21 protein-coding genes, 1 tRNA gene and 1 pseudogene are annotated in these 23,265 nt (G+C 72.1%); 9 read left to right on the plus strand and 14 right to left on the minus strand.

Features of this window, described 5'->3' with window-relative positions; all coding sequences use genetic code 11:
* Positions 1 to 11 precede the first annotated feature (11 nt).
* The 4 genes from AB0C26_RS29165 to AB0C26_RS29180 all read right to left on the minus strand — a co-directional run bounded on the left by AB0C26_RS29165 (position 12) and on the right by AB0C26_RS29180 (position 3,463).
* Positions 12 to 1,229, minus strand: a complete 1,218-nt coding sequence (locus tag AB0C26_RS29165; protein ID WP_360253950.1) for an MFS transporter — start codon at positions 1,227 to 1,229, stop codon at positions 12 to 14.
* Positions 1,226 to 1,690, minus strand: coding sequence for a MarR family transcriptional regulator (locus AB0C26_RS29170; protein WP_360253952.1), 465 nt, complete (start codon positions 1,688 to 1,690; stop codon positions 1,226 to 1,228). Before AB0C26_RS29170 ends, AB0C26_RS29165 begins: the two co-directional genes overlap by 4 nt.
* Positions 1,691 to 1,709: 19 nt before the next feature.
* The gene (locus tag AB0C26_RS29175; RefSeq protein WP_360253954.1) at positions 1,710 to 2,900 is read right to left on the minus strand and encodes a GAF domain-containing sensor histidine kinase; all 1,191 of its coding nucleotides are present in this window, start codon (positions 2,898 to 2,900) and stop codon (positions 1,710 to 1,712) included.
* A 92-nt stretch (positions 2,901 to 2,992) separates the two neighbouring features.
* Entirely contained in the window at positions 2,993 to 3,463 is a 471-nt protein-coding gene (locus AB0C26_RS29180) for an Lrp/AsnC family transcriptional regulator (protein WP_360253956.1), read from the minus strand.
* A gap of 127 nt (positions 3,464 to 3,590) precedes the next feature.
* Between AB0C26_RS29180 and ald the strand changes: the two genes are divergently transcribed.
* On the plus strand, positions 3,591 to 4,706 hold the full coding sequence (gene ald, locus AB0C26_RS29185) for an alanine dehydrogenase (RefSeq protein ID WP_360253958.1): 1,116 nt from the start codon (positions 3,591 to 3,593) through the stop codon (positions 4,704 to 4,706).
* A gap of 75 nt (positions 4,707 to 4,781) precedes the next feature.
* Here the strand turns inward: ald and AB0C26_RS29190 are convergent, their stop codons facing one another.
* The 4 genes from AB0C26_RS29190 to AB0C26_RS29205 form a co-directional block, all read right to left on the minus strand.
* Positions 4,782 to 5,837 (minus strand): aldo/keto reductase, encoded by a 1,056-nt coding sequence (locus tag AB0C26_RS29190; RefSeq protein ID WP_360253960.1) that lies wholly within the window; start codon positions 5,835 to 5,837, stop codon positions 4,782 to 4,784.
* 81 nt (positions 5,838 to 5,918) lie between these two features.
* The gene (locus AB0C26_RS29195; RefSeq protein WP_360253962.1) at positions 5,919 to 6,323 is read right to left on the minus strand and encodes an SRPBCC family protein; all 405 of its coding nucleotides are present in this window, start codon (positions 6,321 to 6,323) and stop codon (positions 5,919 to 5,921) included.
* 4 nt (positions 6,324 to 6,327) lie between these two features.
* Positions 6,328 to 7,674, minus strand: coding sequence for a ferredoxin reductase family protein (locus AB0C26_RS29200; protein WP_360253964.1), 1,347 nt, complete (start codon positions 7,672 to 7,674; stop codon positions 6,328 to 6,330).
* 619 nt (positions 7,675 to 8,293) lie between these two features.
* Complete coding sequence (locus tag AB0C26_RS29205; RefSeq protein WP_360253966.1) at positions 8,294 to 8,539, minus strand: hypothetical protein; 246 nt, start codon at positions 8,537 to 8,539, stop codon at positions 8,294 to 8,296.
* A gap of 433 nt (positions 8,540 to 8,972) precedes the next feature.
* Between AB0C26_RS29205 and AB0C26_RS29210 the strand changes: the two genes are divergently transcribed.
* The gene (locus AB0C26_RS29210; RefSeq protein WP_360253968.1) at positions 8,973 to 10,319 is read left to right on the plus strand and encodes a D-alanyl-D-alanine carboxypeptidase; all 1,347 of its coding nucleotides are present in this window, start codon (positions 8,973 to 8,975) and stop codon (positions 10,317 to 10,319) included.
* Between the two features lie 67 nt (positions 10,320 to 10,386).
* Here AB0C26_RS29210 and AB0C26_RS29215 read toward each other — a convergent pair whose 3' ends face one another.
* The gene (locus AB0C26_RS29215) at positions 10,387 to 11,280 is read right to left on the minus strand and encodes a LysR substrate-binding domain-containing protein (protein ID WP_360253970.1); all 894 of its coding nucleotides are present in this window, start codon (positions 11,278 to 11,280) and stop codon (positions 10,387 to 10,389) included.
* 81 nt (positions 11,281 to 11,361) lie between these two features.
* Here AB0C26_RS29215 and AB0C26_RS29220 point away from each other — a divergent pair, with 81 nt between their 5' ends.
* Positions 11,362 to 11,772, plus strand: coding sequence for a RidA family protein (locus AB0C26_RS29220; protein WP_360253972.1), 411 nt, complete (start codon positions 11,362 to 11,364; stop codon positions 11,770 to 11,772).
* On the opposite strand, the gene selB is transcribed toward AB0C26_RS29220, so the two are convergent.
* Positions 11,767 to 13,545 (minus strand): selenocysteine-specific translation elongation factor, encoded by a 1,779-nt coding sequence (gene selB, locus AB0C26_RS29225; RefSeq protein WP_360253974.1) that lies wholly within the window; start codon positions 13,543 to 13,545, stop codon positions 11,767 to 11,769. The genes AB0C26_RS29220 and selB overlap by 6 nt on opposite strands.
* 248 nt (positions 13,546 to 13,793) lie before the next feature.
* Positions 13,794 to 15,068: pseudogene (gene selA / locus AB0C26_RS29230) on the minus strand (L-seryl-tRNA(Sec) selenium transferase); the annotation flags it as partial.
* Between the two features lie 593 nt (positions 15,069 to 15,661).
* Here selA and AB0C26_RS29235 point away from each other — a divergent pair.
* Genes AB0C26_RS29235 through AB0C26_RS29255 form a run of 5 tightly spaced genes read left to right on the plus strand, consistent with a single transcriptional unit; the run spans position 15,662 to position 21,263 of the window.
* A complete protein-coding gene (locus AB0C26_RS29235) occupies positions 15,662 to 18,418 on the plus strand; it encodes a BTAD domain-containing putative transcriptional regulator (protein ID WP_360253976.1) in 2,757 nt (918 codons plus the stop codon).
* A 5-nt stretch (positions 18,419 to 18,423) separates the two neighbouring features.
* Positions 18,424 to 19,479, plus strand: a complete 1,056-nt coding sequence (locus tag AB0C26_RS29240; protein ID WP_360253978.1) for a class I SAM-dependent methyltransferase — start codon at positions 18,424 to 18,426, stop codon at positions 19,477 to 19,479.
* A gap of 45 nt (positions 19,480 to 19,524) precedes the next feature.
* Positions 19,525 to 20,148: an alpha/beta fold hydrolase gene (locus AB0C26_RS29245; RefSeq protein ID WP_360253980.1), complete on the plus strand. Its 624-nt coding sequence runs from the start codon at positions 19,525 to 19,527 to the stop codon at positions 20,146 to 20,148.
* Positions 20,124 to 20,795: a phosphoribosyltransferase family protein gene (locus AB0C26_RS29250; protein WP_360253982.1), complete on the plus strand. Its 672-nt coding sequence runs from the start codon at positions 20,124 to 20,126 to the stop codon at positions 20,793 to 20,795. The genes AB0C26_RS29245 and AB0C26_RS29250 overlap by 25 nt, the downstream gene beginning before the upstream one ends.
* A gap of 18 nt (positions 20,796 to 20,813) precedes the next feature.
* Positions 20,814 to 21,263, plus strand: a complete 450-nt coding sequence (locus tag AB0C26_RS29255) for a hypothetical protein (RefSeq protein ID WP_360253984.1) — start codon at positions 20,814 to 20,816, stop codon at positions 21,261 to 21,263.
* A gap of 133 nt (positions 21,264 to 21,396) precedes the next feature.
* Here AB0C26_RS29255 and AB0C26_RS29260 read toward each other — a convergent pair whose 3' ends face one another.
* From AB0C26_RS29260 to AB0C26_RS29270, 3 genes are all read right to left on the minus strand, one after another.
* Positions 21,397 to 21,765: a plasmid mobilization protein gene (locus AB0C26_RS29260; RefSeq protein WP_360253986.1), complete on the minus strand. Its 369-nt coding sequence runs from the start codon at positions 21,763 to 21,765 to the stop codon at positions 21,397 to 21,399.
* Complete coding sequence (locus tag AB0C26_RS29265; RefSeq protein ID WP_360253988.1) at positions 21,762 to 22,040, minus strand: hypothetical protein; 279 nt, start codon at positions 22,038 to 22,040, stop codon at positions 21,762 to 21,764. The genes AB0C26_RS29260 and AB0C26_RS29265 overlap by 4 nt, the downstream gene beginning before the upstream one ends.
* A gap of 90 nt (positions 22,041 to 22,130) precedes the next feature.
* Positions 22,131 to 22,224 (minus strand) — tRNA-Sec (locus tag AB0C26_RS29270).
* A 41-nt stretch (positions 22,225 to 22,265) separates the two neighbouring features.
* Between AB0C26_RS29270 and selD the strand changes: the two genes are divergently transcribed.
* Complete coding sequence (gene selD, locus AB0C26_RS29275; protein ID WP_360253990.1) at positions 22,266 to 23,258, plus strand: selenide, water dikinase SelD; 993 nt, start codon at positions 22,266 to 22,268, stop codon at positions 23,256 to 23,258.
* Positions 23,259 to 23,265 lie beyond the last annotated feature (7 nt).

The following is a 23,265-nucleotide window of genomic DNA, read 5'->3' on the forward strand; positions in this document are numbered from 1 at the left end:
TGGCATGGGGGTCAAGCGGGAATGCGATAGCGGCGCAGAGCCGGGATGGTCAGGGCGATCAACGCCGTCCCCAGCACGCCCAGGGCGCCGCCGATGGCCAGGGCGGCGCCGCCCGAGGTGAGGGAGGCGACCAGGCCCGCCCGGAGGTTGCCGAGGTGCGGGCCGGCCGCGCCGGCGATGTGTTCCAGGGCGGCCACCCGGCCCCGGTAGGTGTCCGGTGTGGAGCCCTGGACGACGGTTCCGCGCGAGACCACGGCCCACGTGTCGGCGAAGCCGGCCACGGCGAGGAAGCCCAGGACCGCGTACAGGCTGGTGCTCAGGCCGGCCAGGCCGAGCGTGACCGCCCACAGCGCGCCGCAGGCCAGCAGCATGCGGCCGGGGTGCGGGTTGCGGGTGGCCAGGCCGGACAGGACCGAGGCGAGGACGCCGCCGACCGCGACGGCCGTGGCGAACAGGCCCAGGATTTCCGGGCGGCCGCCGAACTTCTCCTGGTTGATGACCGGGAACAGGGCGAACGGCATGGCCAGGACCGTGGCCGCCAGGTCGGCCAGCAGCGCCCCTCGCACCTGGGGGGTGCTCACGGCGTACCGCAAACCGGCCTGGACCGCCCGCACGCCGGACCGGCCCTCGGAGGTGGGGACGCCGGGCGGCAGACCGGCGACCCCGAACAGCGCGAAACCGTAGGTGAGCGTGTCGAAAGCGAGGCACCAGCCGACGCCGGCGATGGCGGTGAGCGCGCCCGCGGTGGCCGGCCCGGCGAGCATAGCGAGCTGGAACGACAGGTGGTTGAGGGCGAGACCGGCGGCGAGGCGTTCGCCGGTGAGCAGGGCCGGCACGAACGTCTGACGGGCGGGCGCGTTGAGGCCGCCGATCGCCGACTGGACGGCGGTGAGCAGCAGGATCGCGGGCACGCCGCCGGTGTCGGTGAACGCCACGAAGGTCATGGCCGCGCTCACCACGATCTGCGCGACGGTGCACCGCAGGGTGAGCAGCCGCCGGTCGACGTGGTCGACGAAGGCACTACCGGCAAGAGCCAAGACAATTAGTGGTACGCCGACGGCCAGCCCGACGAGGCCCACGACGGCCGCGCTGTGCGTGCGGTCCCAGACGTAGTAGAGGACCGCGAACGAGCCGAACTGCCCGCCGAAGCCGGAGGCGGTGGTGCCCAGCCACAGCCGGCGGAACGTGCGGTTCTCGCGCAGCGGGCTGAGGTCGGCCAGCGCCCTCATCCGAGATGATCCCGCAGGCGCTGGGCGAACGACCGCCGGGCCAGCAGCTCCCGCAGATCGGCGGTGACTTGCGTGAGCGAGTACGGCAGTTCGGCGTCGAGCTCCCGGACGGCGGCCTCGGTGGCCCGCCACTCGGCCACGAGGAACGGCATGATCTCGGCCGCCCGCGCGGTGAGCCGGATCGGCCGGGTCCGCCCGTCGTCGCCGGGAACGCTCTCGACCAGGCCGGCTTTGGTCATGGCGGCCGCCGTCTGGCTCATCGCCGAGTGGCTCACGCCGCGGCGTTCGGACAGCGCCCGGATCGTCATCGGGCCGAAGCGGTGCAGCGCGATGAGCGGCCCGACGAACCGCGTCCGGACTTCCGGCATGTCCCCGGCGGCGTACAGATCGGCGATGTCCGAGTCGAGCGCGGCCAGCAACGCGTGCAGGTCGCTCCAGTGATTGCTGTCGAGGAGGTCCACCTGAGCAATGTAACAGCGCTTATACAGTTTCTCTCAACGGGAGGGTCACCACGATCGCGGTGCCGCGGCCGGGCTCGCTGTCGATGCGGAGGGTGCCGTGGTGACCGTCGACGATGGCCTTGACGATGCTCAGGCCCAGACCGGCACCCTGGACCTCGTGGCGTTCGGCGGCGGCCGAGCGGCGGAACGGGGTCAGCGCGCGGGCGCTCTCCTCGGCGCTCATGCCGATGCCGGTGTCGCGCACCTCGAGCACGGCGTCGTCGCCCCGGACCGAGGCGCGCACGGTGATGCGGCCGCGCGGGGTGAACTTGACCGCGTTCAGCAGCAGCCGCTCCAGCACCTGACCGAGCCGCTCCTGGTCGGCCTCCACCATCACCGGCAGCGGCGCGTCGGCGATGATGTCGAGGCGCCGGGTCAGGGCCAGGCCGACGTTACGCCGTACGGCGTCCCGGGCCATCTCGGCCAGGTCGAGCTCACGCTTGTTCAGCACCAGGCGCTCCCGGCCGGTGCTCGCCGCCAGCAGCATGTCGTCGACCAGGGCGGTCAGCCGCTCCGAGTTGCGCCGGATCCGGGCCACGAACTCGCCGTCGGCGCTCTCGCCGTCACCCAGCAGCTCCAGGTATCCGTTGATCGAGGTCAGCGGCGTGCGCAGCTCGTGGGTGACCCGGGACAGGAACTCGTCGCGGACCCGGTCGGCGTCGCGCAGCCGCGCGTTCAGCCCGTGGGCGTACTGCCGCAGTTCCAGCTGAGCCATCACGTGCCGGGCCAGGGTGCGCAGCCCGGTCGCCTCGGCCGGGGTCAGCAGCCGGGGCTCGGGCCCGATCACGCAGAGCGCGCCCAGCGCCTGGCCGGCCGGGGTGACCAGCGGCGCGCCGGCGTAGAAGACGACGTGTGGGTCGCCGGTGACGGCCGGGTTGTCGCGGAACCGCGGGTCGAGCCGGGCGTCGGGCACCTGCATGATCCCGTCGCTGAACATGGCGTGCGCGCAGAACGACCGGTCGCGGGCGACCTCGCAGGCCTCGATGCCGATCCGCGACTTGAACCACTGCCGCTCGCCGTCGATCAGGCTGATCGCCGCCATCGGGGCGCGGCAGAGCTGGGCGGCCAGGACCACGATGTCGTCGAAGTCGCTCTCCGGCGCGGTGTCCAGCACGCGGTAGCCGTGCAGCGCCGCCAGGCGCTCGCGCTCCGCGACCAGAGTGTCCGACATCTCGCCCGTCCTCGTCTCGAGCTGACTCCACCATGAGAAAGGGTCGGCCGGCGCCGCGGTTTGTTGAGTGATGGCCCCGGTGCAGAGGGGGATCAACCCTGCCCGCGGCGGTGCTCGAAGATCAGGTACGTCTCGGTGCCGGCGATCAGCCGCGTGCCGCTGAGGCGTTCGGTGATCACGGCACGGAGGTCTTCGACGTCGGCGGTCGCCACATGCAGGAGGAAGTCGTACGAGCCGGAGACGAAATAGACGTCCCGTACGGCCGGGATGTCGGCCAGGGAGGACGCGAACTTGCCGATCGCGTCGCGGGACTCCGACCGGATCCGTACGGCAATCATGGCTTCGATGGGCCGGCCGATCCAGGCCGGGTCGACGTCGGCGTGGAAGCCGCGGATGGCACCGATCTCGCGCAGCCGCCGGACCCGGGTCAGGCAGGTGGAGGGGGCGATACCGACCCGCTCGGCGAGGGCGTTGTTGGGCATGCGGCCGTCGGCCTCGAGCAGGGTCAGCAACTCGCGGTCGATGTGATCCAGAGCTCGAAGATCCTTCGGTTGATCGGTCACCACGAGGCCCCTGTCCGCATCTTCCTCTTGTTTCTGCCGCCAATCAGAATCATATTCGGTCATCTTGCGTGGTGGCAGCACATCGTTTCACGCTAAGGGCCACAACGGCGTGATGAAGGAGACAGCCATGCGGATCGGTGTGCCGACCGAGGTCAAGAACCACGAGTACCGGGTGGCGATCACGCCGGCCGGCGTCGCCGAGTTCGTCCGCCGCGGCCACGACGTGGTCATCCAGGCCGGCGCCGGCGCGGGCTCCGCCATCACCGACGAGGACTACATCGCCGCGGGCGCTGCCGTCCTCGACGAGGCCGACGCCGTCTGGGAGCAGGCCGACCTGCTGCTCAAGGTCAAGGAGCCGATCGCCTCCGAATACCACCGCCTCCGCAAGGACCAGGTCGTCTTCACCTATCTGCACCTGGCGGCCGACGCCGAAGGCACAAAGGCGCTTCTCGCCAGCGGCACGACCGCCATCGCGTACGAGACGGTGCAGCTGGCCGACGGCTCGCTGCCCTTGCTGGCCCCCATGTCCGAGGTCGCCGGCCGCCTCGCCCCGCAGGTCGGCGCGTACAGCCTGATGCGCAACAGCGGCGGCCGCGGCGTACTGCCCGGCGGGGTACCCGGCGTCAGCCCGGCCAAGGTCACCGTCATCGGCGGCGGCGTCTCCGGCGTCAACGCGGCCACCATCGCCCTCGGCCTGGGCGCCGACGTGACCGTACTCGACCTGTCCCTCCCCCGCCTGCGCCAGATCGACGCCCAGTTCGGCGGCCGGGTCAAGACCCTGGTCTCGTCGTCGTACGCCATCGAGCAGTCGCTCCTGGAGGCCGACATGGTGATCGGCGCGGTGCTGGTGCCCGGCGCGAAGGCCCCCAAGCTGGTCTCGAACGACCTGGTGAAGCGGATGAAGCCGGGCTCGGTGCTGGTCGACATCGCCATCGACCAGGGCGGGTGCTTCGAGGACTCGCACGCGACGACCCACGAGGACCCGGTGTACAAGGTGCACGAGTCGGTCTTCTACTGCGTCGCGAACATGCCGGGGGCGGTGCCGAACACGTCGACGTACGCGCTGACGAACGCGACCCTGCCGTACGCGGTGAAGCTGGCCGATCTGGGGTGGAAGGACGCGCTGGGCCAGGACCCGGCGCTGGCGCTGGGGCTGAACGTGCACGATGGGCGCCTGACCAATGCCGAGGTCGGCGCCGCGCTCGGGCTGCCGTCGGTGGAGATCGCGGCCGCCCTCGGCTGACCCGCCCCGAAGCCGCGCCCGTGGAAACACTTGTGCCCGCGGCCACCGCGGGCCGCGGGCACAAACGGGTTCGAATCAGAGGTGGCGCTGGATCTGGGTGAGGTCGGCCGCCGAGAGACGGTCGGAGCTCGTGTTGCGCTGGTGCCAGAACGGGTAGCGCAGCGGCTCGCCGCTGACGTCGTCGAGGGCCTTGACCTCGTCGGCGGTCAGCTCCAGGTCGGCCGCGGCCAGGTTGTCGCGCAGCTGGGCCGGGGTGCGGGAGCCGACGATCAGCGAGGTCACGCCGGGCTTCTGGGCGATGTAGGACAGGGCCACCTGCGCCGCCGACACACCGTGCGACTCGCCGATCTTCACGGCCAGCTCGATCGTGTCGTACAGCTTGTCCTCGTCGTTGATCGGCGGTTCCGACCACTCGCTCAGGTGGCGGCTGCCGGCCGGGGCCTCGACGCCGCGGCGGTACTTGCCGGAGAGCAGGCCGCCGGCCAGCGGGCTCCAGACCAGGATGCCCAGCCCCTGGTCGACCACGGCCGGAACGATCTCGGCCTCGATGTCGCGGTTCTGCAGCGAGTAGTACACCTGGGTGCTGGCGAAACGCTCGAGGTGCCGCGCGTCGGAGATGGCCAGGGCCTTCATCATCTGCCAGGCCGCGTAGTTGGAGCAGCCGATGTAGCGGACCTTGCCGCTGCGGACCAGGTCGTCGAGGGCGGTCAGGGTCTCCTCGAGCGGGGTGTGCCCGTCCCACTCGTGCACCTGGTACAGGTCGATGTAGTCGGTGTTGAGCCGCCGCAGGCTGGCCTCGGCGGCCCGCACGATGTGGTGGCGGGACAGGCCCGCGTCGTTCGGCCCGTCGCCCATCGGCATGCGCGCCTTGGTGGCGATGAGCACCTGGTCGCGGTCGCCGCCGAGCGCCTCGCCGAGAATCTCCTCGGACAGGCCCGCCGAGTAGACGTCGGCGGTGTCGATGAGGTTGACACCCGCGTCCCGGGCGATCGCGATCTGCTCGCGCGCGCCGGACACGTCGATCTGGCCGACCGGGGTGGCCCAACCGGTGCCGCCGAAGCCCATGGTGCCCAGGGTGAAGGTGGAAACCCGGAGGCCGGTGCGGCCGAGCTGCCGGTACTGCATTGTCATACCTCTTTCCGGTTCGGTGTAGCTCCGACCAGCCTTCCCCTCCGCAAGCGACCTGTCCACCGGAAGCGGCGTGCCACCTGATCAGAGAGCGCGGGACTCGACGATCTGCTTGAGGCGGGCCAGGTCGGCGGCGACCAGGGCGGTGTCGCGGGCGAAATCGGCGTCCGAGGTGCCGGGGGCGCGGCGGACCGAGAAGACGATCTCGGAGCCTTCGCCGTACGGGACCACGCGCAACGGATTCAGGAAGGTCTGGCCGTCGGGGAACGTGGCCCAGTGGTCGAGGACGCCGAAGTCGTTCGGTGGGGCGAAGGTGACCTTGACGCGGCCGGTGCCGGTCAGGACGAACCAGTCGCCGTCGGCCTGTTCGACGCCCTGGCCCAGGCCGGGGGCCCATTCCGGGAGATTGGCGGGGTTCGAGGCGTACGCGTAGACCTCGCCGGCGGGACGGTCGACGCGTTCCGCCAGGTGCGCTGTGTCGGTGGCCATGCCGTCAGCTTGCCAGGCGGAACGTCTCGGCGTGGCGCTGGCGGGCCGGCACACCGAGCTGGCGCAGACCGCGCAGGACCGCGGTCGTCATCGCGGACGGACCGCAGACGAAGACGTCACGCTGGGCGATGTCGGGCACCAGCTCGAGCAGGTTGCCGGCGCTGAACGGCTGGTTCCCCGCGCTTGTACGCCCGGTGAGCAGGTGCAGGCGCGCCCGGCGCAACCGGGCCAGGTTCTGCAACTCCGGAAGCAGCACCGCGTCGGCCGGCGTGCGCGCACGGTACAGGACGACGATGTCACCGGTCAGGGTCTCGTCCTCGAGCAGCGCCCGGATCGGGGTGACGCCGATGCCGCCGGCGATCAGGACCGCGTTCTCGCGGACGCGGCGTGTCGTGGTGAACGCGCCGTACGGGCCCTCCGCGAACACCCTCGTACCGAGGGGAAGGTGTCGCAAGCCGGCGCTGGTGACGCCGATGCCCTTGGCCGTCAGCCGCAGCGAGCGACCGTCCGGCGCGGCGGACAGTGAGAACGGGTTGACCTGCCACCACCTGTTGTGACCGAGGAACCGCCACAGGAAGAACTGGCCGGGCCGGGCCCGCAGGCGCTCGAGGTCACGGCCGGTGACGTGGACGGAGACGACGTCGGGCGACTCGGAGACGACCGCGGCGACTCGCAGCCGGTGCCGCGCGTTACGGACCAGGGGGACGACGAGCCGCCCGGTGATGAGCGAGCCGATCGCGAAGGCCCACAAACCCCACCAGTAGAGCTGGGTGAGCCCGTTCGTCTTGAAGGCGCTGCCCTCGTACACCTGATGAATCACGCCGAGCACCACGACGGCGTAGACCAGCAGGTGGACGGCGTGCCAGGCCTCGTAGGACAGGGCGCGGCGAGAAAGGCGTACCGAAGAAACCGCAATCATCCCCGCCAAGCCGGCGGCGATCATGCCCAGCAGAACCGGCGTCTGCCGGGCCAGATCGGCGACCTCGGCGAGGAATGAAATGTTCCCGAGCCGCGCATATCCGAGCAGGACAAAGGTGGGATGCAGCACCACGAGCCAGAAAATCGTGAATCCCGTCCACCGGTGCCAGGTGGTGAGCCGGTCCATCCCGATCCGCCGGTCGAGGAACGGCAGCCGGGCGATCAGCAGCAGTTGAAGCGCCATCACGAAAGCGAGATGCAGCCCCAGAAACCGACCGATCGAGGTCAGGGTGTCGTACGTCGGTGTCGCCGGATTGAGGAACATCAGCTCGACGATCGCCAGGTCAAGGAGCAAAAACGTCCAAAGCATGACGTACGCCGTGAGCACCGGGCCGCCTCGTCGCGTCAGCGCGGGTTCCGTGTCGGCACTCATCCTTCACAGGTAGCGGTGAATGCCACTGACGCGCAATCACCCGAACGAAAGGTGGCGCGCTCCGGCAATACTTGCCGGACGCCCGGGCACCCGGGACCGGAAGGAGAGAGATGACCCACCCGCCGAAGCCGACCGACGAGACCCGCCCGCTCTCGCAGGAGAACGAGGGCCCCGCCGAGCCAAAGGCTCCGGCCCCAGCCCCACGACAACCGGAGGGCCAGGTGTACGGCGCCGAGGCTTCTCCAGCGGCCGAGCCGGCAAGCCAGGAGGAGCCCACCGAGCCTTTCGCCGCCCCTGTTCAGCCCGATTCCGGCGACGAGCCGACCAAGCCATTCGCCCTTCCCGGCCCGTCGGCGAAAAACGAGAAGCCCTCGGCCGACACAAAAGCCGGCCCATCGAGCACGCCTCCTCCGGCTCAGCCCTCGGCGCCCTCCTCACCCCCTTCTCCTCCCACTCAGCCCTCGGCACCTTCCCCGCCGACACCCTCCTCGCCCCCTCCCGCTCAACCCTCGGCACCTTCTCCGCCGACGCCCTCCTCACCCCCTCCCGCTCAACCCTCGGCACCTTCCCCGCCGGCACCCTCCTCACCGCCTCCTCCGCCCGCGCCGGCCGACGCGACTCAACCGCTGCCGCGTACGCCTGGCTCGCCCGCCACCGTCGACACCACGCAGCCGCTGACCGCTTCCCCCTCAGCGCCGCCGGCCGTGGCCACCCCCACCTCGCCACCGCCGTCCACGGCGCCCTCGACCTCGCCGCCCTCGACCCCGCCGTCTTCCGCACAGCCCTCGACCACGCCCTCGAAGGCCCCGCAGTCTCCGGCACAGGCCGCGATGCCGTTGCCGCGACCGCCGGCGCAAGCCGCCATGCCCCTGCCTCGCCCTCCGGCGGCAACCACACCTCCCTCACAGCCGGTCACGACGCCACCGACCCAGCCCATCCCGAACTCGGCTCGAGCCACGCCGCCGCAGGCCACCTCCCCAGTAACGCCACCGCAGACCCCGCCGGGCACGGCTCAGGCTCTTCCCGTCGCGCAGGTAGCGATGCCGCTGTCCCGGCCCGCCACAGCGCCCACCGCGCCACCCTCGACGCGGCCCGCCACAGCGCCCACCGCGCCACCTTCGACACGGCCCGCCACAGCGCCCACCGCGCCACCTTCGACACGGCCCGCCACGGCGCCCACCGCGCCACCTTCGACACGGCCCGCCACGGCGCCCACCGCGCCACCTTCGACGCGGCCCGGCGCGTGGCCCGCTACGCCGCCTGGCGCGCGGACTGCGGAAGCCGATCTCACTCAGCCGATGAGCGCCGCGGCTCCGGTCACGGTGAGTGCCAAGTCTGCCGTCACAGTTCCGGGCACTCGCCCTTCCTCCGTCACACCCCCGCCGCCCGACCGCCCCGGCTCCACTGTCTACGGCGGCCAACACCCGGCGGCCCCGGCCCGGCGGCGCCGGCGTCTTCCCGTACTCATCGCCCTGGTTCTGCTCGTCGTTCTGCTCGGCGGCGGCGCCACCCTCCAACTGACGCGCTCGCTGCCGGCCGCCACCCTGACCACGTCGATCGCCGCCAGCATGAAGATCCCGGGGGCCGCGCCCGAGCTTCCGTGGCCGGCCACCGGCAGCGCCGAGCTCATGATCGAAGGGCTGGGCCGCATCGGCGGTTCCGGTAGCACCGCCGCCGCGCCCATCGGCAGCGTCGCCAAGGTCATGACCGCGTACGTGATCCTGCGTGACCACCCGCTCAGTGGCACCGAGGAGGGGCCGACACTGACAGTGACCGCGGCCGACGTCGCGGACTTCGAGTCGCGGATCGCAAGCGGCCAGTCCCTCGTACAGGTGGAAATCGGCGAAAAACTTACCGAGCGTGACGCCCTCGAGGCCCTGATGTTGCCCTCGGCCAACAACATCGCCCACCAGTTGGCCGTCTGGGACGCCGGGTCCGAGGAGGCGTTCCTGACCAAGATGAACGCCGCCGCCGAGGACCTGGGCATGAAGAACACCAACTACACCGACCCCAGCGGCTATCTGCCGACCACCACCAGTACCGCGCCCGACCAGGTCATTCTCGCTCGCGCCGCGCTCAAGAGTGCCGTCTTCGCCGAGATCGTGGCCCTGCCCGAGGCCGAGATCCCGGTCGTCGGCACGATCAAGAACTACAACGACCTGCTCGGGGTGAACGGCGTGTTCGGCATCAAGACCGGCTCCACCGACGAGGCCGGCGGTAACTTGGTGTTCGCCTCTCACCTCACCGTCGGTAGCCGCAAGCTGACCTTGGTCGGTGCCGTCTTCAATCAGCCGGGCGCGCAGACTCCTCAGCAGCTGGCCAAGGTCAACCGGGAGGTCAAGAAGTTGCTGACCGCCACGGCCAAGGTCGTCAAGGAATACACCCTCCTGCCCACCGATCCGGTCGGGCAGGTGGAGACGGCGTGGGGCGCCACCACCACGGTCCGCCCGGCCCAGGCTCTGAAGGTGGTCGGCTGGCCCGGCCTCACGGTGCCGCTCAAGGTCACCACAACGGCGCCGTCGGCCGAGGTCACGGCGGCCCAGTCGGTGGGCACGGTGCAGGCTTCCGGTGTACGGGTGGAATTGCGCACCGACAGCGCCATCGCATCGCCGTCGGCGTGGTGGCGCCTGACCCGTACCTCATAATTATCCGATCGGTCCGTCGGCGATCGGTTGCCATTCTCAAGGCAACCGATCGCGACGGCCGGAATCGTCAGATCCCCGGCACGGCGTGCGCGAGAAAGCGCAGGAATTGACTGACCGCGGGCGGCATCGAACGACCGGCCACCGTTGCCGCGTACACCCGCCGGGTCGGCTCGTCGTCGCGATGAAGGCGTAACAGAGCAATGTCGGGCGGCGTGCTCCGCAAGGCGAGCGCGGGCACCAGCGCCACTCCCAGTCCCGCCGCGACACAGCCCAATTTCCCCGTCCATTCCGCGGCCACGATCTCGATCCGCGGCTGGAATCCGTCGGGCAGGCTGGCCCGCAACAGCGTCTCCTCCGCGTTGGCCGACCCCGCGATGAACGGGTCGCCGGCCAACTCCGCCAGCCGGACCGTTCTCCTGTTCGCCAGCGGATGATCCAGCGCGACGGCCACCAGGAGACGCTCGTCCAGGATGTGCCGCAATGCGAAGCGATTGGCGTCAATAGGACCGGTCGGTGACGAACTCACCACGGCCACGTCCGCCTCACCCTCGGCGAGTTTTTCCAGCAGCGTCGGGGTCAAACCCTCGACCAGACCCAGAGCCACTTGCGGGTACGCCTTGCGAAAGCCGGCAAGCGCACGAGGCACCAACGCCGCCAAGGCCGTGGGAAAAGCACCCACGCGGAGCCTGCCACCGCCGAGTTCCCGCAATTCCGCCACGGCCTTCCGGGCATGCGAAAGCCGATTGAGTACGGCCTCCGCGTGCGGCAGAAGCACGCGTCCTTCCTCGGTCAGCGCCACCCCGCGCGGCAACCGGTCGAAGACCTGCGCACCCCATTCCGCCTCGAGCACGCCGATCTGCCGGGACACCGCCGACTGCGTGAATTGAAGCTGTTTCGCGGCGGCGGTGATCGAGCCCAGACGAGCCACGGTCCGGAACACTTCCAGCAGCTGGGTCTCCATGCCGAGCCATGCTAGCGCCGCATCCCGTCCATGCCAGACATTCGCTGGTCGCATACGTGGCCCCTCCGTACCGTCGAGCCCATGCCGAATTTGACCCTCGACAACCCCGCCACCGTCGCCGCGCCCTTCGGCGACCGATTCGCGCACGTGGCCCGGGCCGACCTGCCCGGCGGCGGCGCCTTGTTGCTGCTCTCCGGCCAGGTCGCCGTCGACGCCACCGGCGCCGTGGTGTCGCCCGGCGACGCCGGCGCTCAGGCCACCCGCGTCTTCGAGGTCATCACCGAGCTGCTGGCCGCGCACGGGGCGGCCCTGACCGACGTCATGCACGTCCGCACGTTCATGACGAGCCTCGACGACCTGCCCGCGTACGGCGCCGTCCGACGCCGTTTCTTCCCCGGGAACCCACCGGCGAGCACCACGGTGGAAGTCAGCCGCCTGTTCCTGCCCGGCGCCGTTCTGGAAGTGGAGGTGACGGCGATCGCCCGGCTATGACCCGATCGTCCGCCGGTCGTCAGGCAGCCGGCGCGTGTGGCCCTTGCGGTCGAGCAGCTCCAGCAGCGGCACGGCCACCCGCCGCGTCGTGCCCAGGGCTTGGCGTGCCTCGCTCAGCGTGAACGGCTGCGGCAGCGCGGCCAGCAGACGAACAGCTTCCTCGACCGCGCCCGCGCGCAGAACCACCTGCGGCGTGAGCCGAAGAAGCAGCCCCGTCCGCTCGGCCGCCGCCACCTGCCGCGCACCCAGACCGAGCGCCGCCAGGTCGTAGGACTCAGGCGCGGCGAACGCCCCAAGCCCGTCGAACGCCTTGCCCACCAGCCCCACCAGCTCGTCCGGCGCCCCCGTCGGGCCCGCCACCACCCGCCCGTTCCGCACCACGACCGGAGGCCGAACCAGTGCCGTCACCAGGATCCGATCCGGCAGTCCCAGCCGATGCCGAAGCGCCTCCACGGGCATGCCCGCCTCGAGCGGGTGCTCCCTGGCGTACGCGGCCACCTCCTCACCGAGCCGCCCACCAAGCGCCGACCAATGATCCGGATCGGCGTACCAGTCCCCCGCCACCGGCTGCCCAGCCGCCGCGTCCGCGGGTGACATGGGCTCGGACGAGGGGGTGGGCAGGAGCACGCCCATGGCGGCCAGGTCGGCGCCTTTGATCAGGAGGCGGCGGCTGAGTTCGGAACGGAGCGACGGGTGGGCGTCCATGCTGGTCAGCTGGGCGGCGCGGGCTGCGGCGGCGCCGCGGCGTTTGAGGCCGGGAGGTGCTACGTCGAGGATGGTGACGCCGCCGGCCACGTGGTGGCGGCCGGGGTCGCGGAGCAGGGCCCGGTCGCCGATGCGCAGGGGCAGGGGATGAGAGAGACGCAGGCGGGCGGTGTCGGTGCCGAGGGGGCGGATGTGGACCGGAACGGCGGCGGAGCCGACGTGCAGGGTGGCCTGGGCGGGGAGGTCGGCCACGGGGTCGCCGTGCACGCGGACGTCGACCAGACCGGCGAAGCGGAACCGGCCCGGGGTGAGCAGGGCGTCGCCGCGGCGCAGGTCGTCGCGGGGAGTGCCGCGCAGGTTGACGGCCACGCGGGCCACGGCGGTCACCTCGTCCCGCTGCTGTCCCATGCTCTGCAGGCCGCGGACCCGTACCGTGCTGTCGCCCAGGGTCAGTTCGTCGCCGGTGCGGAGCCGGCCGGCGCCGAGGGTGCCGGTGACCACCGTTCCGGCGCCCTTGACCGTGAAGACACGGTCGATCCACAGGCGGACCGGTCCCGGCTCGGCGGCCGGCAGGCGCCCGGTCAGACGGTCGAGCGCGGCCCGCAGATCGTCGAGACCGGCCCCGGTGACCCCGCTGACCGCGACCGCCTCCACGTCGCCGAGCGACGTTCCGGCGATCTCCGACCGGGCCAGCTCGATCGCGGTCTCCGGCTCGGCCAGATCGCTGCGGGTCACCACCAGCAGCCCGTGCCGCACGTCCAGCGCGTGCAGAGCGGCCAGGTGCTCGGCCGACTGTGGCATCCACCCCTCATCGGCCGCCACCACAATCATCGCCGCCGGCACCGGCCCCACCCCGGCCAGCATGTTCGGCACGAAACGCTCATGCCCGGGTACGTCGACGAACGCCACCGTCTCCCCCGACGGCAGCCCCATCCAGGCGAACCCGAGGTCGATGGTCATCCCCCGGCGCCGCTCCTCGGCCCACCGATCCGGCTCCATCCCGGTGAGCGCCCGAACCAGAGTCGACTTCCCGTGATCGACGTGCCCGGCCGTAGCGATGACGTGCACGCCTACTCCCCCGCCACCGCCGGCGCCGCAGGCGCACCACTCGGTGCCGCCCCGGCCGGCACGGCGGGTCCGTCCGTAGCGACAGGTGCCGCGGTTCCAGCCGTCGCGGCCGCTCCGGCCGAAACGGCGGGTCCGTCCGTAGCAACAGGCGCCGCGGCTTCAGCCGTCGCGGCCGGTCCGGCCGGAACGGCGATCGCCGTCGGGTCGATGGCGGCACGCGGTGTGGACGCCAAGGCCCTGCCGGCGGTCAGGATCGCGGCGGTCAGCTGGGGGTCGGCGTCGACGGGGACGCAGCGCAGGTCCAGGAGGAGGTGGCCCCGTTCCACGCGGCCGACCACGGGTGTTGCGCCTGTGCGCAGGGTGTGGGCGTACGTCTCGGGCAATGAGAGGGACCACGACGGAAGGGTGACCTCGGGGGCGCCGCCGCCGCCGACCACCGCCGACGACTCGGTGAGGGTGACCGGAATGCCCTGGGCGGCCAGCTGGGCGCGGACGGCCTCCGTTCGGGTGCGCAGGGCGGACGGGTCGGCGCGCAAAGCCTGCCATGTGGGGGTGAGGGGGCCGGTCAGGGTGGCCTGGAGCGCGGCCAGGGTGAGCTTGTCGACGCGCAGCGCGCGGGCCAGGGGGTGGCGGCGCAGGCGCTCGATCAAGGCAGGCTCGCCGAGGAGGAGGCCGGCTTGGGGGCCGCCCAGAAGCTTGTCGCCGCTGGCCGTGACCAGGGCGGCGCCGGCGGTCAGGGTCGTGGTGGCGTCGGGCTCGCCGGGGAGCAGGGGGTCGGGGTGCAGCAGGCCGGAGCCGATGTCGGCCACCACCGGTGGGTCCAGGGTGGCCAGGGCGGCGACGGGGGTGTCGCTGGTGAAGCCGCGGATCACGAAGTTGGAGGGGTGGACCTTCAGGATGAAGCCGGTGTGGGGGCCGATGGCCCGTTCGTAGTCGCGCAGCGTGGTGCGGTTGGTGGTGCCCACCTCGCGGAGGCGGGCGCCGGTCGACTCGAGCAGGTCGGGCAGGCGGAAGCCGTCGCCGATCTCCACCATCTCGCCTCGGCTGACGATGATCTCGCGGCCGGCGGCCAGGGCCGTGGCCGCCAGGACCAGGGCGGCGGCACCGTTGTTGACCACGTGGACGTCGCCGGCGGCGGGCACGGCGGCGGCCAGGGCGGCCATGGTGGCGCGGCCCCGGCGGGCGCGGCGGCCGGTCTCCAGGTCGAGTTCGACGTCGGTGTGCCCGGCGGCGGCGACAATGGCCTCGCGGGCCGCGGCCGACAGGGCGGCGCGGCCCAGGTTGGTGTGCAGGACGACGCCGGTGGCGTTGAGGACCGGGCGGGGACCCCGGGGCAGTGCGGCCAGGGCGGCGTCCACGGCGTCAGCCGGCGCCAGCTCACCGTCGCGGACCCGCTGAAGCGTGGCGACGACGGCGGCCTTGACGGCCGCACGGCCCAGCGTCCCGGCGGCGGCCAGAAGTTGAGGATCGGCCAGGACCGCGTCGGTACGGGGTACCCGCCGCCGCGGATCCGCCGAAGCCACCGAAGCCGCCGAAGAGCCTGAAGCCGCCGAAGAGCCTGAAGCCGAAGCGGCCGGCGAGCCCGAGGCAGAAGCAGCCGGCGAGCCCGAGGCAGAAGCAGCCGGCGAGCCCGAGGCAGAAGCAGCCGGCGAGCCCGAGGGAGAAGCAGCCGACGAGAGGACAGCGGACGGACCCAAAGCCGGAGTGGCCGGCAAGGCGGTGGCGGCCGAACCCGAGGCCGGGGCGGCCGACGAAGGTATGGCGGGCGAACCCGAACCCGCAGTCGCCGGCAAGGCGGCGGCCGAACCCGAAGCCGGGGCGGCCGACGAAGGTGTAGCGGCCGACGAAGGTTTAGCGGCCGACGAGGGTGTGGCGGGCGACGAGGGTGTGGCGGGCGAACCGGAAGCCGGGGCGGCCGGTGAAGGAGCGGTGGGCGACGGTGGAGTGGACGGCCGCGGATCCTCGGGTGCGGCCGGTGCGGGGCCGGTCGGGTGTGGATCCTGGGGCATGGGACCAACCTACCGCCAGGGGTGGTTGACCATGCGGGGTGCGGTGGGGTCGCGTACGGGCGGAAAGTGTCTTGGTCTGTGGTGGGTCAGCGGCCGAGAATGGGGCCGTGAGCGTCGAGGTGTGCCTGCTGGGGCCGGTCGAGCTGCGCGTCGGCGGGCGGACGGCGGCTCTCACCGGGGCGCCGCAGCGGGTACTTCTGGCCCGGCTCGCGCTGGCCGGTGGGCGGGTCGTGCCGGTCGGTGAGCTGATCGAGGCGCTCTGGGAAGGTGAGCCGCCCGCGAACGCCCTGGGCAATCTGCACAGTTACGTGTCGCGGCTGCGGCGGCATGCCGGTGGGGACGTCATTCGGCGGGAACCCGGTGGCTATCGGCTTGTCCTGCCGGACGGGGCCGTCGACATCGGCCGGGTCGAGCGGCTTGTCGCCGCCGCCGGCCGGCAGGGGGACGAGCAGGCCGCGGACACGCTCGCCGAGGCGCTCGGGGTGTGGCGGGGTGATCCGCTGTCCGGTGTGGCCGGCCGGCTGAGCTTCGCGCCTGATGTGGCCCGGCTCGCCGAGTGGCGGCGGCACCTGCGCGAGGAGTTCCTGGATCGGCGGGTGGCGGCCGGCCGTGGGGCCGAGGCGCTGCCGGAGATCGAGGCCTGTGCGACGGCCGAGCCGATGCGGGAGCGGCCCCATCTGCTCTGGATGCGGGCTTTACATCAGACCGGCCGTACGGCCGAGGCGCTGGCCGTGGCGCGGGCGTTCCGGGACCGGGTAGTGGACGGGCACGGCGTCGATCCCTCGCCGGCCCTGGACGAGTTGCGACAGCGCATCCTCGGTGCGGATCCCACGCTGCGGCCGGCCGTCCGGGCGCCGCGGGCGGCGCGGCCGGACCGGTTCTTCGGGCGGCGGGACGAGATGGCCGTACTGCGGAAAGCCCTGTCCGACAGCCGGGTGACCACGATCGTCGGGCCCGGTGGGGTGGGCAAGACGCGGCTGATGAGCGAGGCGCTGACCGGGGACGAGCTCGTCGTGGAGCTGGCCGAGCGGTCCGTGCCGGACGATGTCGGCGCGGCCGTGGCGGGGGCGCTCGGGCTGCGGGCGGCGCCGCGCGGTGCGGTGGCGGCGGTCGCGGAGCGGCTGGGCGGGTCGGCCGTGGTTCTGGTTCTCGACAACTGCGAACATCTGCTTGCGGCGGTACGGGACCTGGTCGCTCAGATCGTGTCGCGCTGCCCGCGAGTGCGGGTTCTGGCCACCTCCCGGCAGCGGCTCGGGGTGCCCGGGGAGCGGGTGCTGCGGCTGGGGCCGCTGCCCGAGGAGGACCAGGTGGCGCTGTTCTGCGATCGGGCGGCCCTGCTGCGGGCCGGGTTCTCCCCCGACGCGCGCAGCCGGGAGCTCGCGGCCGAGGTGTGCCGGCTGGTGGACGGGCTGCCGCTCGCGGTCGAGCTGGCGGCCCGGCGGGAGGCGGTGTTCGGGCTGGCCCATCTGCGGGATCGGCTCGGCGCCGGGTTGCAGGTGCTCGACCCGGCCCGCGGCGGCGACCGGGCCACCGCGGTCGCGGCCACCGTCGAGTGGTCGTACCAGCTGCTCGACCCGGCGGCGCGGCGGCTGCTCGACCGGCTCGCGGTGTGCCGGGGCGGGTTCGGGCTCGAGGCTTTGCCGTACTTCGCGGACGGCGCCGAGCCGCTGCTCGCGGAGCTGGTGGACGCCTCGCTGGTCGTGTGTGACCTGTCGGCGGGGCCGCCGAGGTACCGGTTGCTCGACACCGTACGACATGTCGGGCTCGCGCATCTGGGAGAAGATCTTGCTGCGGCGAGAGACGCCCACGCGCGCTGGATGCTCGACTTCGTCACCGAACTCGTCGAGCGGCAGCGGCGCCGTAATCCGCACACGTCGCCGGCTCTGCGGCGTGAGCTGGGCAATGTTCAGGAGGCGCTGGCCTGGCTGGGCGACCGCGACGAGGGGGCCCGGCTGGCGGCCTGGGCGGCGGTGGCCGGGTCCGACGCGCCCGACCCGGGGCTCACGGCGCAGTTGGTGCGGTGCGCTCCCCCGGCCGTCGTGTCCGAAAGTGATGCCCTGCGCGCGGTCGCCGCCGGCACCGGGGAATGGCTCACCAGCAATCTGGACGAGGCCGAACGCCTGCTGCACGCGGCTCTCGCCGTGCTGCCGGCGGGACATCCGGTGCGCGGGCCGGCGATTCTCATCCGCATCTCGAGCTCGATGTTCGCGGGAAGGGCGGGGGACGTACGGGCGGACGCGTTGCGGTTGCGCGACGAGCCGGGCGCGTCGGGGTGGGTGCGGGTGACCGGGCTGTGCTGCGCGGCCCTGATGGACGCCTACAACGGGGACGCGGCGGCCGGAATGCGCTGGCTGAAAACGTACGAGAAGGAGTTGACGGGCGGCTCTGACGACGGTTTCGAGCCGTTCACCCGGGGTGAGTTGCTGGCCGCGAGCGATCCGGTGGCGGCGCTCGCGTGCTACGAGGAGTCGCTGCGCCGCACCACCCGCGCCGGGTTGGATTACACGGCGAACATCGCCCGGACCGGCCGGGCCGCGGTCCTCATCCGGCTCGGCCGCCACGACGAGGCCGCGGACGCCTGCCGGGAGGCCATCGCCGCCGTTCGCGCCGCGGGAATGACCGCGCAATTGTGGACGCTTCTGCGGCTCACCGCGGAATTGCTCGCCGACCGGGGGGACCATGCCGCGGCCGCCGCGATAGTGGCCGCGGCGGACGCCGACCCGTACGCCCCGGCCGTCATGGGCCCCGACCGTGACCGGCTGGAACGGCTGCGCGCGGCGGGCGCCTTGCCGGCGGCGGACGCGGCCGATTTCGCCCTGGCAAGGCTTCAGCAAGGAGCCGGCAAGGACGCGGCCGCACCGTAGGCGGCATGACCGACACACGCATTGACGAAGCCCGCGCCGAAGCGTTCGCGGGACAACTCCTGACCGATTTCGCCGGGGCCGGCAGCACCGCGCTCACGGTTGCCGGCGACCGGCTCGGGCTCTATCGGGCGATGACCGGCGCCGGCCCGATGACCCCGGCCGAACTGGCGGCGGCCACCGGGCTGCATCCGAGGCTGGTCACCGAATGGCTGCGCGCACAGACCGTTTCCGGATACGTGACCAGCGACGGCGAGACCTTCGAACTGCCGATCGAGCACGCGCTGGCGCTCTCGGTCGTCGACTCACCCGCCTACATGGTGGGTGGCGGTGAGATCATCGCCGGCTATTTCCTGGCCCTGCCCCGGCTCGAGGCCGCTTTCCGCGGCGACGGCGGCCTCCCCTACGGCGACATGCCGGGATGTCTGCACCACGGCATCGAGCGTTTCTTCCGTACGGCCTATGTCAATCATCTGGCGCGACAATGGTTCCCGGCCGTGCCCGGTCTGCTCGAAAAGCTCGAGAAAGGCGCCCGCGTGGCCGACATCGGATGCGGGCACGGCGTCGCGACCCGGCTGATCGCCTCGACCTGGCCGGCGTCCACGGTGACCGGTTTCGACAACCACGAGGCGTCGATCGTGAACGCCCGCGCCGCCCTGGCGCCGGGGGTCGACTTCCACGTCGCCTCGGCGACGGAGATCGACCGGTACGGCCGGTTCGACGTGGTGGCGTTCTTCGACTCGCTGCACGACCTCGGCGACCCGCCGGCCGCCCTGAAGGCGGCTTACGAGGTGCTGGAGCCGGGCGGCATCGTGGTCGCGGTCGAGCCGTGGTCGGCCGACGACTTCACCACCGTCGTCGGCAACCCGGTGGCCCGGGCCAACTACGCGGCGTCGACGGCGCTGTGCACGCCGGGGTCGTTGAGCCAGCCCGGCGCGTACGGCCTGGGCACCCAGGGCGGGCCCACGGCGCGGCTGGAACTGCTGACCGCCGCCGGCTTCAAGGGGGCGGTGGTCGCCGCCGACACGGGCCTCAACCTGGTACTGGCCGGCTTCAAGAGCTGACAAGTCGGACGTATAGGACGCATGCCTCCGGGGTATCCCGGGGGCATGGCCACCGTGACGCACGAACGCACGTTCAACGCGGCCGGCACCGAACTGGCCGGGGATCTCACCCTGCCCGACGACGCGTACGGGATCGTGCTCTTCGCCCACGGCAGCGGCAGCTCCCGGCACAGCCCGCGCAACCGGGCCGTCGCCGCCGAGCTGAACCGGCGCGGCCTGGGCACGTTGCTGACCGACCTGCTCACCCACGACGAGGAGGATCGGCGCTTCGACATCGGCCTGCTCGCCGACCGCCTGATCGGTCTCGTCGACTGGCTGGTCGGGGCCTACCCCACCGCCCGGATCGGCCTGTTCGGGGCCAGCACGGGCGCCGCCGCCGCGCTCGTCGCCGCCGCGGCGCGTCCCCGGCCCGTACGGGCGGTGGTCTCCCGGGGTGGCCGCCCCGACCTGGCCGGGCCCGCGCTCGTCCAGGTGAGCGCGCCGACGCTCCTGCTGGCCGGCGGGAACGACCAGACCGTGATCGAGATCAACGAGGAGGCCCGCAACGCCATGACGGTCACCGCCGAACTGCGCGTCGTGGCCGGCGCCACCCACCTGTTCGAGGAGCCCGGCGCCCTCGACACCGTCGCCGAGGAGGCCGCCGCATGGTTCGCGACGCACCTGCGCTGATCTTCGAGAACCGCGACGACGCCGGCCGCCAGCTGGCCGACGCGGTCGCCGCCCAGCTGCCCCGCCACCCCGGCCCGGCCCCGCTCGTGCTGGCCCTCCCGCGCGGCGGCGTGCCGGTCGCCGTCCACGTGGCCGCCCGCGTCGGCGGCGAACTGGACGTGGTCATCGCCCGCAAGATCGCCGCACCCGGCCGTCCCGAGTACGGCCTCGGCGCGATCGCCGAGGACGGCCCGCCCGTCTTCGACGAGCCGGCCCTGGCCGCCCTGGGCCTGACCCCGTCCGATCTGACCCCGGCGGTGGTGGAGGAACGCGCGGAGCTGGCCCGCCGTACCCGCGAATACCGGGCCGACCGGCCCACCCCGGACCCCACGGCCCGCGAGGTCGTGGTCGTCGACGACGGCCTGGCCACCGGCGTCACCGCCCGGGCCGCCCTGCGCTGGCTCCGGGGCCGCCACCCCGCCCGCCTGATCCTGGCCGTCCCGGTCTGCGCCCCACCGGCCCGGGACGCGCTGACCGGCGACGCCGACGCGGTGATCTGCCTGAGCGCCCCGGCGGAGTTCCGCGCGGTCGGCCAGTGGTACCACGACTTCACCCAGCTGACCGACTTCGACGTCGCCCGCGCCCTGCGAGGTTTCGCCGCCACCTGACCGGGCAGGAGCTTGTTCATGCGTACGGGCCTGCTCGCCGGAGCCGCAGCCGGGGCCGCCGGCACCGCGGCCCTGAACGCCGCCACCTACCTCGACATGGCCCTGCGGGGCCGCCCCGCCAGCCCGGCCCCGGAGGACTCGATCGAGGCCCTGCCGGTCTCGATCCCCGGCGACCCGGAAACCCGCGACCACCGCGTCTCGGGCCTGGCCAGCCTCACCGGCATAGCCACCGGCGTCGCCATCGGCGCGGCCTTCGGCCTGCTCCGCCGGGCCGGCCTGCGCCCCGGCCCGCTGGCCGGCACCGCCCTGATCGGCGCCACCACCATGGCCTCGACGAACGCGTCGATGATCGCCCTCGGCGTCACCGACCCTCGCCACTGGTCGGTCACCGACTGGCTGAGCGACGCCCTCCCCCACCTGGCCTACGGCGCCGTCACCGACGCGGTGCTGCGAGCCCTGGACCGCTGACGGCTCCCGCCTCGTTCGACGTCATACACCGCCAGCGCCTGTTTCGTACCTGGGGTGGGTCCAGGTTTCGTCCGGTAGGGGCCCAGGCGGAAGCTGGCCAAGCCGCAGCACCGCCTCAGGGACGAAACAGGTGCTAGGCCGGGGGCTTCTTGATGCCGCCGGCACTCGCGAGACTGACGACCTCGGCGGCCACTGTCACCATGGCCGTAAGAAGCTTTTGAAGCTGACCGGCATCTCGTCGCAGCCGTTCGAGGTCCACTGCTTCCTCGCTCGACGCGGCCGACAGCGCAACCTGGCGCATGAAGGCAGAAACCGAAAGTCCGGCCTTTCCGGCGCCGGCCCGAATCGCCGCGGCTTCCTCGGTGGACACTCGAACCGAAAACATGACATCAAGCTTCGCCGGACTTAGGGTCGGCACAGGCTCGCCAACGAGATCGTGCCGCTCGGAGTAGTAGAAGTCAGCCAGCTCTGCCTGGCTCATCTCCTCTGGCTGCTTGCTCACGCGCCCTCCTCCCACGCGGTAATCGGTCGCATCACAGCAGTGGCGGGACGCCATTCGACGACTACCACCACGGTCCTGCCGCCGCGGGTGAGACCAATTGCCACCAGATCGCCGCTGCGCCCTTTCCTGTTCCGATAATATTTCGGCCCACTGTTGAGTACCTGATCTACTTCGGCGGCCGACACGCCGTGCCTCGTGGCGTGCTCGAGATTGTGGTCGTCCCACTCGATGTGCTCTGGCCATATCTCAGGCACAGCCGCCTCCGCGCGTGTCATACACACTACTCGTCATGTCATACACACAGTACGCGGGTAAATATGAGAGATCCGTCACTCTTTCGAGTGAGATCTCGGTGCGTGACGTCAGCGGAGGCGGACGGGAATCGAACCCGCCTGACCCGGATGCCGGGTCACACCAGTTTTGAAGACTGGGAGGGGCACCAGCCACCTGAACGCCTCCGCGCGCGAGCCTAGCGGGTCGCGACGTGCCAGAGTGGGCGGGTGACTCGTCTTACGCAGTACGCCCATGGTGGTGGATGTGCCTGCAAGATTCCGCCGGGGGAACTCGAGGCGGTCGTGGCCGGGCTGGTCGGGGTGACGACGCCGGAAGGACCCGGGGAGCTGCTCGTCGGGCTTGACGACGGGGATGACGCGGCGGTGGTGAAGATTGCCAACGGGACGGCGATCGTGGCCACGGCCGATTTCTTCACGCCGGTGGTGGACGACGCGTACGACTGGGGTCGTATCGCTGTGGCCAACGCGCTCTCCGACGTCTATGCCATGGGCGGTACGCCCGTCGTCGGCGTCAACCTGCTCGCCTGGCCGCGGGAGGTGCTTCCGATGGAACTGGCCGCCGAGGTTCTGCGCGGTGGGCTCGACGTCGCGGCCGAGGCCTCCTGTCACGTGGCCGGTGGGCACAGCGTGGACGATCCCGAGCCCAAGTACGGCATGGCGGTCACCGGGGTGGCCGATCCGGCTCGGCTCATGCGCAACGACGCCGGGAAGCCGGGGGTGCCGCTCACGCTGACCAAGCCGCTCGGGATCGGCGTGCTCAACAGCCGGCACAAGGCGACCGGTGACGTCTCGGCCGAGGCCGTGGCCGCGATGACCACGCTCAACGCCGACGCCTCGCGGAAGGCGCTCGAGAACGGCGTCGTGTGCGCCACCGACGTGACCGGGTTCGGGCTGCTCGGGCACCTGCACAAGCTCGCCCGGGCCAGCGGGGTCACCGCCCGGGTCGACGCCGCCGCCGTGCCCTATCTGGACGGGGCCCGGCGGGCCCTCAAGGACGGCTACGTCAGTGGGGGCACGCGCCGCAACCTCGACTGGGTGCGGCCGCACCTGGACAGTGATGTCAACGAGGACGAGCTTCTGCTGCTCGCGGACGCGCAGACCTCGGGCGGGCTGCTCGTCGCCGGTGAGGTGCCGGGCTACCCGGTCATCGGCGAGCTCATCCCGGCCCGGGATGGCAAGACCCTGGTCATCGATGCCTGAGGGAGGA

Source organism: Actinoplanes sp. NPDC048796 (assembly GCF_040650035.1).
In the GTDB taxonomy this organism is placed as follows: Bacteria; Actinomycetota; Actinomycetes; order Mycobacteriales; family Micromonosporaceae; genus Actinoplanes.

Coding starts and splice junctions, on each gene's coding strand:
- AB0C26_RS29165 (WP_360253950.1), bottom strand. CDS start 1,229: ATGAGGGCGCTGGCCGACCTCAGCCCGCTGCGCGAGAACCGCACGTTC.
- AB0C26_RS29175 (WP_360253954.1), bottom strand. CDS start 2,900: ATGTCGGACACTCTGGTCGCGGAGCGCGAGCGCCTGGCGGCGCTGCAC.
- ald (WP_360253958.1), top strand. CDS start 3,591: ATGCGGATCGGTGTGCCGACCGAGGTCAAGAACCACGAGTACCGGGTG.
- AB0C26_RS29190 (WP_360253960.1), bottom strand. CDS start 5,837: ATGACAATGCAGTACCGGCAGCTCGGCCGCACCGGCCTCCGGGTTTCC.
- AB0C26_RS29195 (WP_360253962.1), bottom strand. CDS start 6,323: ATGGCCACCGACACAGCGCACCTGGCGGAACGCGTCGACCGTCCCGCC.
- AB0C26_RS29200 (WP_360253964.1), bottom strand. CDS start 7,674: ATGAGTGCCGACACGGAACCCGCGCTGACGCGACGAGGCGGCCCGGTG.
- AB0C26_RS29205 (WP_360253966.1), bottom strand. CDS start 8,539: ATGGCGGCTTGCGCCGGCGGTCGCGGCAACGGCATCGCGGCCTGTGCC.
- AB0C26_RS29210 (WP_360253968.1), top strand. CDS start 8,973: ATGAGCGCCGCGGCTCCGGTCACGGTGAGTGCCAAGTCTGCCGTCACA.
- AB0C26_RS29215 (WP_360253970.1), bottom strand. CDS start 11,280: ATGGAGACCCAGCTGCTGGAAGTGTTCCGGACCGTGGCTCGTCTGGGC.
- AB0C26_RS29220 (WP_360253972.1), top strand. CDS start 11,362: ATGCCGAATTTGACCCTCGACAACCCCGCCACCGTCGCCGCGCCCTTC.
- AB0C26_RS29240 (WP_360253978.1), top strand. CDS start 18,424: ATGACCGACACACGCATTGACGAAGCCCGCGCCGAAGCGTTCGCGGGA.
- AB0C26_RS29245 (WP_360253980.1), top strand. CDS start 19,525: ATGGCCACCGTGACGCACGAACGCACGTTCAACGCGGCCGGCACCGAA.
- AB0C26_RS29250 (WP_360253982.1), top strand. CDS start 20,124: ATGGTTCGCGACGCACCTGCGCTGATCTTCGAGAACCGCGACGACGCC.
- AB0C26_RS29255 (WP_360253984.1), top strand. CDS start 20,814: ATGCGTACGGGCCTGCTCGCCGGAGCCGCAGCCGGGGCCGCCGGCACC.
- AB0C26_RS29265 (WP_360253988.1), bottom strand. CDS start 22,040: ATGACACGCGCGGAGGCGGCTGTGCCTGAGATATGGCCAGAGCACATC.